We start from the raw sequence: 14478 nt of genomic DNA, 5'->3' as shown, positions 1-14478 counted from the left end.
ACTCATCAGGCGAGTGTCGCGCATCTAACACCATCTGATCTTGAACCAAGCGTCGAAAACCAGTCAGGATTCTGGCATCGTTACCACAACTTTTCCAAGAACGGTGCGGTCGTTCAACAATTTCAGTGCCTCGCTTGCATCCGCTAAAGGAAACCGCCGACTGATTTGCGGCTTTATCTGTGAATTGGCGTATAAGTCGAACAACTCGCTGATATTTTCGGCATGGCCCTTGGGATCCCGATAGACCGAAGCCCCCCAGAACACGCCAACGACCTGGCAGCCCTTCAACAATGGTAGATTGAGTGGGACTTTGGGAATACCGGCCGGAAACCCGACAACAAGGAACCGGCCATTCCACGCCATGCTGCGCAGCGCTGGTTCGGCATAATCTCCGCCAACGGCATCATAGACGACATCCACGCCATTTGCGCCCGCCATGGCCTTGATTTCACCAGAGAATGCCTTTTGGGCGTCGCGGTCCATCTGGCGGGAATATACGATTGTGTCGTCCGCGCCGATTTGACGGCAAAAATCCGCCTTTTCCTGAGAAGATACGGCCGCTATGACACGCGCGCCCATCGCCTTGCCCAGCTCAATGGCCGCGCTACCGACACCACCTGCGGCACCCAGCACCAAAAGCGTTTCACCAGGCTGCAATGCGGCACGGTCTTTCAGCGCGTGGTAGGACGTGCCGTAGGTGAAAATGAAACATGCCGCGTCATCGAATGGCATCGATGTGGGGAATTTCACGGCTGTAGCCGCCTTGACCGTCAATTGCGTGGCAAAACCGCCATATCCGGTCAGCGCCAGAACCCTGTCCCCAACCTCGAATCCGGTTACGCCTTCGCCAACGCCCAATACCTCACCCGCAATTTCCCCACCCGGGGCAAATGGTCTGGGTGGTTTAATCTGATACAGGTCTTGGATCATCAACGTATCGGGGAAATTGACGCCAGCAGCCTTAACCCCGACCAGCAACTCTCCCTTTCCTGGCACCGGGTCGGGCAGGGTCGTAAGTTCCAATGTATCCGGTCCGCCCGGCGCGACGCTGAGTAACGCTTGCATAATGACTGTCTTGTCCTTGTTATTCGGTTGAGAGGACCTTTGGCGCAGCGGTGAATGTTGTCAAGAATTCCGCAGGGTGCAAATCTCGCCGAAAATCGCCACCTGTGCCCCAATTCAAAACCGAGGAGCAGACCATGACCCCTGAAACCCTATTCTCGCTGCAGGGAAAAACCGCACTGGTGACAGGTGGTGCCACCGGCATTGGCCGGATGGCTGCGGAATCGCTTGTAAGGGCAGGGGCACGCGTACTGATCGCGTCGCGCAAAGGGGAAGCCTGTGAAACCGTCGCGGCCGAGCTGAATGCTCTGGACGCGCCCGGAAGCGCCGAAGGTTTCAGCGGAGATGTTGGAACGGAAGACGGCGTTGTGGCCATCGTCGATGAGGTCAAGAATCGCACGGATACCCTTGATATCCTGATGAATAATGCGGGCATCTCTTGGGGTTCACCGCTGGGACAGTTTCCCCATCACGCGTGGGAAAAGGTCAATTCCGTCAACGTCGCTGGTCTGTTCGAACTGACGCAGCGCCTGTTGCCGATGCTGATGAAGTCCGGAACACCTGACGATCCGGCGCGCGTCGTCAACGTTGGATCAGTAATGGGTGAGGTGCCGATGGGCGACGGTGCATACAGCTATTCCGCATCCAAAGCTGCGGTGCTGCACCTGACCAAGATTTTAGCCAAGGAATTGTCGCCCTATCACGTCACTGTTAACGCGCTTGCACCGGGACCATTTGTATCACGGATGACAGCCTTTGCGACGGCAGACGAGGGCACGCGCGAAAAGGTTGGCAAGACAGTTCCGTTGGGCCGTGTAGGTCGAGACGAGGATATCGCCGGGTGCATGTTGTTCCTGTGCGGGCGTGGCGGCAGCTATGTGACCGGAGCCGTCATCCCAGTTTCTGGGGGCCTAAACGTGGTGACCGCCGGTAATCTCTTCGCCGAAGCACTATAGGGCCGGGGGAATAGTTGTTGGAAATGCGTGATAAATCACAACTCGACCTGACGGCGCTAGACGCCTATCTCAGCGCAAATTTGGACGGTTACATGGGGCCGCTGGAAGCGACGAAATTCGCCATTGGACAATCCAACCCAACTTTCGAACTGCGCACACCTTCCAAGAGTTATGTGCTGCGCCGTAAACCGCCAGGCGTTTTGCTGAAATCAGCCCATGCCGTGGAACGCGAGTTTCGCGTTCAAAGTGCTCTGGCCGATAGCGCGGTTCCGGTCCCTCGGATGATGCTGCTTTGCGAGGATGACGACATCATCGGTTCGGCGTTTTATGTCATGGAACGGTTGCAGGGGCGTGTATTCCTTGAGCCGACGGTGGATGAGGACGACAACGCAACTCGCAGTGGTGTATTCGACGAAATGAACCGCGTGCTGGCCGATTTGCATGACGTCGATGTGGACGCAGTAGGCCTGTCCGACTATGGCCCGCCCGGCAATTACTTTGAGCGCCAAATTGCCCGATGGACCAAGCAGTATCGCGCATCCGAGACAACGACCATCCCCGAGATGGATGCGCTTATCTCCGCGCTTGAGGGGGCCATTCCGGACGATGACGGTCAGCGCACATTGGTGCATGGTGACTACCGCATCGACAATCTGATGTTCGAACAGAACGGTTGCCGCTGCATTGGCGTTCTGGATTGGGAGCTGTCGACGATCGGGCACCCTTACGCAGATCTGGCAGCGGTTATCATGCAGTGGCAACTGCCCCCCGGAAACGAGGGTCGCGGGTTGGCAGGCGTCGACCGTCAAGCCCTGGGAATACTGTCAGATCAAGAATTTATCGGGCGATATTGCCAACGCCGCGGCTTACCTGGGATTGAAAATTTCGGGTTCTACCTGGCGTTCAATTTCTTCCGAATGGCCGGAATTCTGCAGGGTGTGTACAAGCGCGCATTGGACGGCAACGCGTCTGATCCCAAACGCGCGCAGGTATTTGGGGCTTATGTTCCGGTGTTTGCAAAACACGGGCTGGAAGCACTGAAATCGTAGATATTCCGTCAGGCTGATGGCCGGGAAAGCTCCAACTCAATATTGCCAAGGCTGTTTTTGCCAAAGAACATCTCGGTGCCCACAAACATTGTGGGCACACCGAATACACCTTGCTTTACGGCGGCTTTGGATTGCTCTTTGAGCCGCTGCTTTATTTCGGCACCCGTCATGGCCTCGCGGATCTTGCGCGCAGGAAGTTTGTTTTCCTGCAAGATATCCATCAGCACTCCCAGTTCATCAACTTTCTGGCCATGCACCCAAATCGCATCAAATATTGCGTTTATGTATTTAGATTCCCATGATTTACCCGAGGCAAATACAGCGCCGCGCGTGGCAAATTTTGTGTTCACCGGGAAATGCGGGCTCATATGAAAGCTCAATCCGCGTCTGCGAGCAAAGCGATGAAGATCATGGGTCAAATAGGCTGTTTTCTGGCGATTTTCCGAAAATGCCTCGAACGGGTTCTGATTATGTGTCGCCTTGAATATCGTCGGCAGTAACACGGGCACATAGCTTACCTGCATGCCATTTCGTTTCGCCAGTTCGGGCAAAACCTTATGGGCCAGAAATGCGTTTGGGCTGCAAAAATCGAAAATGAAATCTATGGTCTGCGTCATTGTCTAAACTCCGATACGACGATCTGTGAAATGAACTCTGAACCACCAGACGAATCTATAACGCGTCTAGTGTACAGGCGGGAAGGCTGGCGCGCACTGGCCGTTGGTCACGATGTGGGAAATCAGGAATTCCTCTATTAATTCAGTGCGTCACCGGTCAAGATCAATCAAACCGCCGAGGAGGTTCGAGAAACCCATGCGCAGCCAGACCACCCTTGATCCCGCCCGCCTGAACCGCATACGGGACTGGATGCAGCGATATGTCGATGAGCGCAAATACGCGGGTAGTTCATTACTATTGACCCACCACGGGTCCGAGGGGTTTTTTCACGCCTGTGGCCTTAGAAATGTTGAAAAGGACCTACCGTTTCAGCGCGATACGCTTGTGCGGATCTATTCTATGACGAAACCCATCACCTCGGTCGCGGTGATGATGCTGGCCGAGCGTGGGTTGTTCCACCTCGACGCGCAACTTTCTGAATTTCTGCCTGAATTTGCTTCCGTTCAGGCTCTTGTTCCTGGGGCGGAGAGGCTGGATCAAACCGAAGATGCACCATCCCTGACACTGCATCAGCTACTGACCCACACAAGCGGATTCAGTTATCCGTTCAATCCCGGTGTTCTTCCGGCAGCGATGGATGCACAGAAGCTGATTTTTAGCCCCAATCAAGGGCTTTTGAAGGACAGGATCGGCGCACTGGCACAGCTGCCATTGGCGTTCCAGCCCGGAACCCGTTGGGAATATTCAGTTTCCACTGATGTGTTGGGCCGCTTGGTCGAGGTTGTGTCCGGCAAAACCTTGGATCAGTTCTTCGCGCAAGAGATCTTTGAGCCCCTTGAGATGGCCGAGACCGGATTTTCTGTGCCCAAAGGGGCAGGGGATCGGTTCGCGTCTCTCTATACGCCGCTGGCCGGGGACGCGATGGCGCTGAATTCAGCTGAGACCGGCGACGACACCCTGCGATTGACAGACGAGGCAGGCGCATCCCCATTTGAAAAGGCGACGACCTTTTCGGGCGGTGGCGGTCTGGTCAGCACGATCGACGACTACGTCAAATTCACCGAGATGATGCGAAACCGGGGGCAGGGCAACGGCCACCGCTTGCTGGGTCCAAAGACAGTCGACTTCATGCTGCAAAACCACTTGCCGGGCGATATCGCCTCGATGGGCCCGCAAAGCTTTGCCGAGCAACCGATGGAAGGCATGGGATTTGGTCTGGCCGGGTCTGTCATCATCAACCCTGGCAGAACCCGAACACCTGGGTCATTAGGTGATTTTAGTTGGGGCGGTATGGCTTCGACATTCTTCTGGATTGACCGCAGCAACGATCTGTCGGCCGTATTCTTCACCCAATTGTCGCCGTCCAGTTCTTACCCGTCCCGATCCGAGCTAAAGGCGCTGGTAATGGGCGCGTTGGTTGATTGACCCGGATGGCGCTGATACGCCTTTTTCATAGCCAACCGGAGAGTCGCCAATGACCGAAGCAGAACGTGTCCTTCTTGACCTTTTGAACCTCGAGAGGCTCGAAGTTGACCTGTTCCGAGGCACCGGGTCAGGCGGCGAGACTCCGACGCGTATCTTTGGCGGGCAGGTGGTGTCGCAGGCTCTGGCGGCGGCGTATCGTACTGTGGATGATCGGCTGTGCCATTCGCTGCATGCGTATTTTATTCGCCCGGGCGATCCATCTATTCCTGTTATTTATCAAGTTGATAGAGCCCGGGATGGAGGTTCATTTACCACACGGCGCGTGGTCGCGATCCAGCATGGCAAACAGATTTTGAACGTATCGGCCTCGTTCCACATTGAGGATGAAGGCTGGGATCATCACCATGAGATGCCCCAGATGGAGGACCCGGAAAGTTATCCGTCGCGCACTGAACTGCGCAAGAAATACGTGGATTTGGTACCCAAACACATGCGTGGTGAGCTGACACGCGAACGGCCAATCGAGGTCCGTGAGGCCAGCCATCTTGATCCGTTCCACCCTGAAATATCGGACGATCGAAATCAGGTCTGGTTCCGCATGCCCGGTGCAGTGGGGGCGGATTCTGCCACTCAGCAATTGCTGCTGACTTACGCGTCTGACATGTATCTGATGGGATCAGGTATGCGACCGCATGGCCTCAGCTGGTTTACGGGGCAGGTCAATGGGGCCAGCCTGGATCACGCCATGTGGTTCCACGCGCCGATCCATTTTGAAAACTGGCATCTGTATTCGATGGATTCGCCATGGAGTGGGCGAGGGCGCAACTTCAACCGAGGGTCGATTTATGCACAAGACGGCACTTTGGTTGCGTCGGTCACGCAGGAAGGCCTGATGCGAAAAGCCCAGAAGAAACTTTAATCATCGTCCGTAAACTGTTGATTTAACTTGTTCATGCCCCTAAGCCAGCTGTCGTAATCACTGGATTTGTGCCGAATGTAGTCCAACACTTTCGAATGCGGTAGCACCAGAAACTGTTCCGACTCAATGGCTTCGACACAGGCCTGGGCCACGTCTTCAGGCTCTAGCATACCGTCGATAGACGCTACCGAATCCTCAAAGCCGCGTGTCATTTCGGACCGAACCGCTTGCGGACATAGAACCGAAACGCGCAGGCCTTTATGGCTGTATGTCAGCGACAGCCATTCGGCAAAGCCCACGGCGGCGTGTTTAGAAACGCCGTACGGTGCAGCGCCAGGCTGGTTCAAAAGTCCTGCAGCCGAGGCCGTTGTCATGATGTAGCCACCGCCGCGCGCGATCATATGCGGAACGAGGTGACGCGCGGTCCAGACATGCGACATGACGTTGATTTTCCAGATCCGGTCCCAGTCTTCATCCGGAACGTCCAGACCACCAAGGGTCAGGATCCCAGCATTTGCACAGAACAGATCAATCGGGCCAATCTCATCTTCGACGTGATCAATCAACGCTTTGATACTGGCTTCGTCTGAAACATCGCATGTGACCGCATGCCCGTTGATATCCGTGGCCACAGAACGCGCAGCTTCGGTGTCTATGTCTGCGCATACGACCGTTGCACCTTCGCGCGCGAACCGGGTTGCCAGACCTTTACCGATACCGTTGGCTGCACCGGTTATCACCACAGTCTTGCCATTCAAGTTCATCAGGGACTCCGAATTGGACGTTTTGAAAGGCATCGTAAGGGATTGGCAATTTTGGGAAAACCGGAAATTGCCAATGTTACGGTTTTACCATAATACCGATTATGCGGCTTTTAGAATATCCTAGTAGAAGGCCTGAAGTCCGGTCTGTGCCCGCCCCAAAATCAAGGCATGAACGTCGTGCGTGCCCTCATAGGTGTTTACGGTTTCCAGGTTGACCATGTGACGGATAACCTGGAATTCCAGTGAGATGCCATTGCCGCCGTGCATGTCGCGGGCATTCCGCGCGATATCCAACGCTTTGCCGCAGTTGTTGCGCTTAACGATCGAGATCATCTCGGGCGCAGCTTCTGCCTCATCCATCAAACGGCCAACGCGCAGGCTAGCTTGCAGGCCTAGGGCGATCTCGGTTTGCATATCCGCCAGTTTGCATTGGAACAGTTGCGTCTGCGCCAGCGGCTTGTTGAACTGTTTGCGGTCCAGACCATACTGACGCGCACCGTGCCAGCAGCTTTCAGCGGCGCCCATGACGCCCCAGCTGATCCCGTAGCGCGCACGGTTCAGACAGCCAAACGGACCCTTCAGGCCCTGAACATGCGGCAGCAAGGCGCCCTCGTCCACTTCGACGCCGTCCAGAACGATCTCACCCGTGATCGATGCCCGCAGGCTCATTTTGTTCTGAATTTTGGGTGCGCTCAAACCTTTGAGGCCCTTGTCCAAAACAAATCCACGGATCTTGCCGTCATGAGCATCGGACTTAGCCCACACCACAAAGACGTCTGCGACGGGTGAATTCGAGATCCACATCTTGCTGCCGGTCAGCCGATAACCACTGTCGATCTTTTCCGCGCGGGTTTTCATGCCCGCCGGGTCCGAGCCGGCATCAGGTTCTGTCAGACCAAAGCAACCGATCCATTCGCCGCTGGCCAGTTTTGGAAGGTACTTCCGGCGCTGTTCTTCGCTGCCATATGCATAGATCGGGTACATCACCAATGAGCTTTGCACCGACATCATCGAGCGATAGCCAGAATCCACACGCTCAACCTCGCGCGCGACCAGGCCGTAGGACACATAGCCACCACCAAGACCGCCGTATTCTTCGGGGATCGTGGTGCCCAAAAGGCCCATTTCACCCATTTCGCGGAAGATTTCCGGGTCCGTTTCCTCGTTCTGGAAGGCTTCCAGAACCCGTGGTTGCAGCTTTTCCTGACAATATGCCTGCGCACTCGCGGCGATCATGCGCTCATCTTCTGTTAGTTGATCCGCCAGACGAAATGGATCGTCCCACGAGAACGCCCCCATGTCAGGTGCATCTTTGGCGCGCAAAGTCGGTTTGGTGTTCGGGGCGTTCATTTTGGTTCTCCGCTAGTCGGCTTTGTCGCAAAATACCCTGCCGTAACCGCAAATAACAGCTACAGATTCGCAACGAACCATGAGTAAACCGCATAGAAGAGGGCAGTGCGCCCTGCCCCGTGTTTTTACCCCAGCGCATACCCTGCGCCGCGAACCGTACGCACGGGATCTTCACCGCCATGCTGCGTCAGCGCCTTGCGCAAGCGGCCGATGTGAACGTCTACCGTTCTGGTATCGACGTAGATATCGCGCCCCCAGACCCGGTCCAGCAGCTGTTCGCGGCTCCATACGCGGCCCGGTTTTTCCATGAACGTGCTCAACAGACGAAACTCGGTCGGGCCCAGTTTTAGCGGCTTGCTGTTGCGGCTGACCTTATGTGTCTCGGAATCCAGAATGATATCCGCAAATTCAAGCTTGATACCGACCGTCGCCGGGCGAACACGGCGCAACTGTGTGCGAACGCGCGCCATAAGCTCGACAACCGAATACGGCTTGACCACATAGTCATCCGCCCCGGTTTCCAGACCACGCACCTTGTCGACCTCTTCCGACCGGGCTGAAAGCATGATGATGGGGATCGATCGTGTATCCGGGCGCGTTTTAAGGCGCCGGCACACTTCGATCCCGCTGAGGTTGGGCATCATCCAGTCCAGAACGATGATGTCCGGGCTGTCTTCATCAACTAGCAGCAATGCCTCGTCGCCATTGGCTGCCTTGGATACACGAAACCCTTCTGCTTCGAGGTTGTAAGCCAGCACTTCACGCTGGGCCAGTTCATCCTCAACAACCAGTACCGTAGGCTGATCAGCGGACATAATCGTTGCCTCCTAGGCGGTTTGCGAGGTGGTATCAGCTTTGGGACGTGTTTCCGACGGCCGTTCCCCAGTCACCAGATAAACCACCTGTTCAGCGATGGCTGTAACGTGATCGCCCATCCGTTCAATGTTTTTTGCGATGAAATGCAGGTGCATGCACGACGAGATGTTGCGGGGATCTTCAGCCATGAAGGTCAGAAACTCGCGGAACAGGCCGTTATACATCTGGTCTACTTCTTCATCCCGCTGGATCACGTCAGCGGCCAATTCGGCGTCACGTTGAATATAAGCGTCCAACGCGTCGCGCAGCATCCGCTCGACCTCGCGCGCCATACGGCGCAGGGCTGCGGCACTGCCGTTGATCTCGCCGGCGTCGACAAGAACCGTGGTGCGTTTGGCAATGTTTTTGGAATAGTCGCCGATACGTTCCAGGTTGGCCGAGACCTTCAGAACCGACAGAACCAGACGCAGATCGCTCGCTGTGGGTGCCCGCAGCGCAATCACCCGCGCGGTTTCTTCGTTGATCAGATCCTCAAGCGCATCAATGGCTTTATCGCCCTGACGCACCTCTTGGGCCAATTCGACATCCCGGGTTTCAAGCGAGCGCGCAGCGTTCATGATCGCGGCCTCGACCAGACCACCCATCTTCATGATATGGGCTTGAACCGCTTCAAGGTCGCGGTCGAATGCGGATGCAATATGTTGTTCGGTCATTTTAAAATACCTGTCCTCAGCCGATACGGCCGGTGATGTAGCTTTCCGTGCGGGGGTCTTCCGGGTTGGTAAAGATCTGGCCGGTCTCGCCGAATTCAACCAGATTACCCAAATGGAAGAACGCCGTTTTCTGGCTGACCCGCGCAGCCTGTTGCATTGAGTGTGTCACGATCACCACCGAATAGCGCGAACGCAACTCGTCGATCAGTTCCTCGACTTGCGCAGTGGCAATCGGGTCCAACGCCGAGCATGGCTCATCCATCAGCAAAACCTCTGGTTCCGTTGCCACGGCACGGGCAATACACAGGCGCTGCTGCTGACCACCGGACAGGCCTGTACCGGGGGCGTCCAAGCGGTCCTTGACCTCATCCCATATCGCGGCACGACGCAGAGATTTCTCAACAATATCATCTAGTTCTGATTTGTTCTTTGCAAGACCATGGATGCGCGGGCCATAGGCAACGTTGTCATAGATCGACTTGGGGAACGGGTTTGGTTTCTGAAACACCATTCCGACCTTGGCGCGAAGCTGCACTGGGTCGACGCGCTTGTCGTAAATGTCTTCGCCGTCCAGCAGGATATCGCCCTCGACCCGGCAGATGTCGATGGTATCGTTCATCCGGTTGAGGCAGCGCAGAAAAGTGGACTTGCCGCAGCCCGATGGGCCGATAAAGGCCGTTACGGTCTTGTCCTCGATTTGGACATCCACGTCTTTGATGGCGTGCGTGTCGCCGTAATAAACCTGAACGTTGTTGGCGGCGATCTTGATGGCTTTGGAGTCCACGGTTCTCTCCACTCGTGTCATATCATTCATAATAGCCCCCATTTACCAGCGGCGTTCAAAGCGGCGGCGCAGAAGTACCGCAATGGTGTTCATTGTAACGAGGAAGATCAACAGGATGATGATGCCCCCCCATGCACGTTCATAAAAGGCCGGGTCCGCGCGCTTGGACCATTCATAGATCTGCGCCGGCATGGCCGAGTTGGGCGACAGGAAACCCGCAACAATTCCGTCGGGCGGGTTTGAGGCGATAAAGCCCACCATACCGATCAGCAGCAGCGGTGCGGTTTCCCCCAGTGCCTGCGCCAGACCAATGATGGTACCGGTCAGAATACCGGGTGCGGCCAGCGGCAGAACATGGTGAAACACCGCCTGCATTTTCGAGGCCCCTACCCCAAGCGCCGCATCACGGATCGACGGCGGAACCGCCTTCAACGATGCGCGGGTCGAGATAATGATCGTCGGCAAGGTCATCAGGGTCAGCACCAGACCACCCACCAGCGGGGCTGACGTCGGCAAGTGCATGTAGTTGATGAACACAGCCAGACCCAGAATACCGAACACGATCGACGGCACCGCGGCCAGGTTCGAGATGTTGACCTCGATGATATCGGTCAACCGGTTTTGCGGTGCGAATTCTTCAAGATAAATCGAAGCCGCCACACCGATGGGCAAGGCCAACGCTAGAACCACCAACATCATGAACAATGAACCCAGCATGGAGACACCGATCCCAGCCGCCTCGGGCCGCTGGTCCGACGCATCTGCACCGAAAATGAAATCCGGGTTGAAGGCTTTGTACAGCACACCCGCATCGCGTAGTTGATCCACGAAATCCAACTGTTCGACCGAAATGCTTTTGTCGTTGGCAATCGACTCGCGGGTTACGCGGCCTTTCATGTAGCCATCGACACGGCTATTGACCAAAAAGCGGAAGCTGACCGTTTTGCCGATCTCATCGGGGTTGGCGATCACATAGTTCCGCAACTCGGCTTGCGCGGCCTTGGACAGGATCTTGCCCATCTCCTTGGGTTTCAGGTCTGTCTGGATGCTCAGCTTTTCAACTTCGCTTTCCAGCGCAGACGCGATCAGAGGGGCATAGCCAAAGGTCGAAACCTTTTTGATATCCTCGATATTGCGGTTGCCCTTCTTGTCCAGCTTGTCGGCCTTCAGTTCGACATTCAGTTCAAGAAAGCTTTGCTGAAAGGCACCGGTGCCAGCGGTGACAATATTGGTCACCAGCACAATCAGCATTAGCAAGCCGATCCCGATGGCGGCGATGCCGTACATTTTGAACCGGCTTTCAGCCGCATTGCGCCGCTTGGTGCGTGCATCCTTTTCGAACAGCGAACCACTTTTGGGCTTCGCGGTCGGAGCAGCGTCAGGCGTTTGGGAAATATCGGTCATTCGTACTGCTCCCGGTATTTGCGTACGATGTAGAGGGCGAAGATGTTCAGCCCCAGCGTGATGATGAACAGGGTCAGACCCAGCGCAAAGGCCACTAGCGTTTCGGGGCTGGCAAAATCGGTATCGCCGGTCAGCTGGCTGACAATCCGTGTGGTGATGGTTGTCATCGCCTCGAACGGGTTACCCGAGAATTTGGCGATCGCTCCGGCGGCCATCACAACAATCATCGTTTCACCAATGGCGCGGCTTGCGGCCAGAAGGATCGCGCCGACAATACCGGGCAGCGCGGCCGGTAAGATCACGTTGCGCACGGTTTCCGAATGCGTCGCACCCAGACCCAGCGAGCCGTCGCGCATGGTTTGTGGCACCGCGTTGATAATGTCGTCCGACAGTGACGAGACAAACGGGATCAGCATGATCCCCATAACCAACCCGGCAGTCAGAACCGCATTTGAGCTGGCCATCCAACCCACACCCAGCATGCCACCGTCGCCGAACATCGACACCAACGCCGGACCCACAGTCAGCAGAGCAAACAGACCGTAAACGATGGTCGGAATACCGGCGAGGATTTCCAGCAGTGGTTTGGCAATGGACCGCGTCACACCCGAGGCATACTCGGACAGATAGATCGCGGCGAACAATCCAATTGGGACCGCCACAAGCAGCGCGATCACTGAAATGTACAGCGTGCCCCACAACAGCGGCAGGATCGACAGCTCACTGCCACCGCGGAAGTTCGGCGCCCATGTGCTGCCAAAAAAGAAGTCCTTCCACGAATGCAGCTGAAAGAAGTTCATCGTCTCAAAAAGCATCGACAGAACAATGCCGATGGTTGTCAGGATCGCGATCGACGCGGCCAGCAATAGCAGGGCCAGAACCCCCTGCTCTACCACGTTGCGGGCCCTAAACTCCTTGTGCGTGCGCACATAAGCAAAGGCGGCCCCAAGCAGTGCCAAGGCCAAAACCACGACCTGCATCGCAACTTTCCCTGTGGACGTCATGCTGCGGAACTTCTGTGCTGCGACCAAAATCGGCTGTGTGATGTCCTGAGTCAGAACCTGGCCGGCGTCTTTCAGCGTTTTTGTCAGCGCTTCAATATCCGCATTGCCGTTTCGGGCTTGAGTTTCGGTCATCGCACCGCTGGCGACAGCGCCGTCCAGGCCGTATGCGACGCGGCGCACTTCACTCATGATCAGGCCACGCTCCGACCCTTCGGGCACTGCCTGATCAGGAATGAGGCTGGATACCGTGCTGTTTACGATCATCGGCTGGGCAAGAAGCCAGACGATCAGCACCCCAACTGCGGGAACCAGAGCCGTCAACGCAACATTGTAACCGTAGTAAGACGGTAAAGAATGCAAATCGCGGACGTTTCCACCCGCACTTGCCAGAGCGCGGGACCGACCCGCAAAAAATCCGATCACTGCCAGCGCAAGCAGGATAAGCAACAGCCAGGATAACGCCATGAGAACTCCGTGGGGATGGCAGAGATGGAGTCAAAAAGAACCGGGGCGCGAAAAACCGCCCCGGTTCCGTTCGTATGTGTGATTAGGAACCGCCGCCCAGAACGGTTTCGTTGGCAACAGCTTCCTGTACCTTGACCAGCTCAGGGTCGGATACCAAGCCGTATTCTGCCAGCGGGCCGTCGGGACCTGCGATCTCGTCAGCGACGAAGAACTCAGCATATTCTTTCAGGCCGGGGATCACGCCGATATGTGCTTTCTTCACGTAGAAGAACAGCGGGCGCGAAACCGGGTATTCGCCAGTTGCGATCGACTCGGTCGAAGGAACAACGTTAGACATGGTTGCGACTTGCAGCTTGTCGGTGTTGTTCTCGTAGAACGCCAGACCAAAGACGCCGATGCCGTCTTTGTTGCTGTCGATGCGGGCCAGAGTTTCGGTGTAGTCACCGTCGATGTCGACCGAAACGCCGTCGGTGCGGATGGCGATGCACTGCTTTTCAGCTGCTTTCTTGTCGTCGCCGGCGGCTGCCTTGAACACTTCGAAATCGCCTAGGTGCTCACAACCCGCCAGGATCACCTTGTCTTCAAACACTTCACGTGTGCCGTGCTTGGTGCCCGGAATGAAGGTTGCGATCGGTTGCGCCGGGAAATCCGGGTTCACGTCGGCCCAGGTTTTATTCGGGTTGTCGACAACTTCACCGTCTACAACGATTTTCGCGGCCAGCGCTTTGTACCAGTCTTCCGGCGTGAACTCGAACGAGTTGCCGTTGATGTCGGATGCGAAAACGATGCCGTCATAACCGATCTGAACTTCGATGATGTCGGTCACGCCGTTTTCGGCACAGGCTTTGATTTCTTTTTCACGGATCGCGCGCGAGGCGTTCGCAACGTCGATGGTGTTTTCGCCAACACCTTCACAGAAACGCTTCAGGCCCGCCGAGGAACCACCCGATTCAACAACTGGCGTAGGGAAGTCAAAGTTTTCACCGAAGGCTTCAGCCACGATCGAGGCATATGGCAACACAGTCGACGAACCGGCAACCTGAACTTGATCACGAGCGGCGGCCGTGGTGGCCGATACAGCAGCGATGGTGAGAGCCGAAGCCGACAGTTTAACAAAGGACATTACAGTCTCCTTGAGAAAGGTAAATT

General features: G+C 56.0%; 14 protein-coding genes. 4 read left to right on the top strand and 10 right to left on the bottom strand.

From position 1 onward, the window contains the following. Positions 1 to 63: 63 nt before the first annotated feature. A complete protein-coding gene (locus AC2FIB_RS03470) occupies positions 64 to 1065 on the bottom strand; it encodes an NADPH:quinone oxidoreductase family protein (protein ID WP_496733237.1) in 1002 nt (333 codons plus the stop codon). Between the two features lie 134 nt (positions 1066 to 1199). On the opposite strand from AC2FIB_RS03470, the gene AC2FIB_RS03465 reads away from it, so the two are divergent. Further along, positions 1200 to 2018, top strand: coding sequence for an SDR family oxidoreductase (locus tag AC2FIB_RS03465; protein WP_496733236.1), 819 nt, complete (start codon positions 1200 to 1202; stop codon positions 2016 to 2018). A gap of 23 nt (positions 2019 to 2041) precedes the next feature. Continuing rightward, on the top strand, positions 2042 to 3067 hold the full coding sequence (locus AC2FIB_RS03460) for a phosphotransferase family protein (protein WP_496733235.1): 1026 nt from the start codon (positions 2042 to 2044) through the stop codon (positions 3065 to 3067). A gap of 8 nt (positions 3068 to 3075) precedes the next feature. Here the strand turns inward: AC2FIB_RS03460 and AC2FIB_RS03455 are convergent, their stop codons facing one another. Continuing rightward, the gene (locus AC2FIB_RS03455; protein WP_496733234.1) at positions 3076 to 3684 is read right to left on the bottom strand and encodes a 2-hydroxychromene-2-carboxylate isomerase; all 609 of its coding nucleotides are present in this window, start codon (positions 3682 to 3684) and stop codon (positions 3076 to 3078) included. 196 nt (positions 3685 to 3880) lie between these two features. Here AC2FIB_RS03455 and AC2FIB_RS03450 point away from each other — a divergent pair, with 196 nt between their 5' ends. Both AC2FIB_RS03450 and AC2FIB_RS03445 read left to right on the top strand, forming a co-directional pair. Beyond that, positions 3881 to 5110: a serine hydrolase domain-containing protein gene (locus tag AC2FIB_RS03450; protein WP_496841731.1), complete on the top strand. Its 1230-nt coding sequence runs from the start codon at positions 3881 to 3883 to the stop codon at positions 5108 to 5110. A gap of 49 nt (positions 5111 to 5159) precedes the next feature. Further along, a complete protein-coding gene (locus AC2FIB_RS03445; RefSeq protein WP_496733232.1) occupies positions 5160 to 6029 on the top strand; it encodes an acyl-CoA thioesterase in 870 nt (289 codons plus the stop codon). Here AC2FIB_RS03445 and AC2FIB_RS03440 read toward each other — a convergent pair. The 8 genes from AC2FIB_RS03440 to AC2FIB_RS03405 form a co-directional block, all read right to left on the bottom strand. Then, entirely contained in the window at positions 6026 to 6793 is a 768-nt protein-coding gene (locus tag AC2FIB_RS03440; RefSeq protein WP_496733231.1) for an SDR family oxidoreductase, read from the bottom strand. The genes AC2FIB_RS03445 and AC2FIB_RS03440 overlap by 4 nt on opposite strands. A gap of 120 nt (positions 6794 to 6913) precedes the next feature. Beyond that, a complete protein-coding gene (locus AC2FIB_RS03435; protein WP_496733230.1) occupies positions 6914 to 8143 on the bottom strand; it encodes an acyl-CoA dehydrogenase in 1230 nt (409 codons plus the stop codon). Positions 8144 to 8268: 125 nt separating this feature from the next. Beyond that, a complete protein-coding gene (gene phoB, locus AC2FIB_RS03430) occupies positions 8269 to 8958 on the bottom strand; it encodes a phosphate regulon transcriptional regulator PhoB (protein WP_109311502.1) in 690 nt (229 codons plus the stop codon). A 12-nt stretch (positions 8959 to 8970) separates the two neighbouring features. Continuing rightward, complete coding sequence (phoU, locus tag AC2FIB_RS03425; protein WP_496733229.1) at positions 8971 to 9672, bottom strand: phosphate signaling complex protein PhoU; 702 nt, start codon at positions 9670 to 9672, stop codon at positions 8971 to 8973. Between the two features lie 16 nt (positions 9673 to 9688). After that, a complete protein-coding gene (gene pstB, locus AC2FIB_RS03420; RefSeq protein ID WP_058271912.1) occupies positions 9689 to 10486 on the bottom strand; it encodes a phosphate ABC transporter ATP-binding protein PstB in 798 nt (265 codons plus the stop codon). 12 nt (positions 10487 to 10498) lie between these two features. Next, positions 10499 to 11860, bottom strand: coding sequence for a phosphate ABC transporter permease PstA (pstA, locus tag AC2FIB_RS03415; protein ID WP_496733228.1), 1362 nt, complete (start codon positions 11858 to 11860; stop codon positions 10499 to 10501). Next, positions 11857 to 13329: a phosphate ABC transporter permease subunit PstC gene (pstC, locus tag AC2FIB_RS03410; protein ID WP_496733227.1), complete on the bottom strand. Its 1473-nt coding sequence runs from the start codon at positions 13327 to 13329 to the stop codon at positions 11857 to 11859. Before pstC ends, pstA begins: the two co-directional genes overlap by 4 nt. A gap of 82 nt (positions 13330 to 13411) precedes the next feature. Beyond that, positions 13412 to 14452 (bottom strand): substrate-binding domain-containing protein, encoded by a 1041-nt coding sequence (locus AC2FIB_RS03405; RefSeq protein WP_496733226.1) that lies wholly within the window; start codon positions 14450 to 14452, stop codon positions 13412 to 13414. Positions 14453 to 14478: the final 26 nt, after the last annotated feature.

The organism is Ruegeria sp. YTSA072 (genome assembly GCF_059610285.1).
This window is presented reverse-complemented; position numbering and strand designations above follow the sequence as displayed.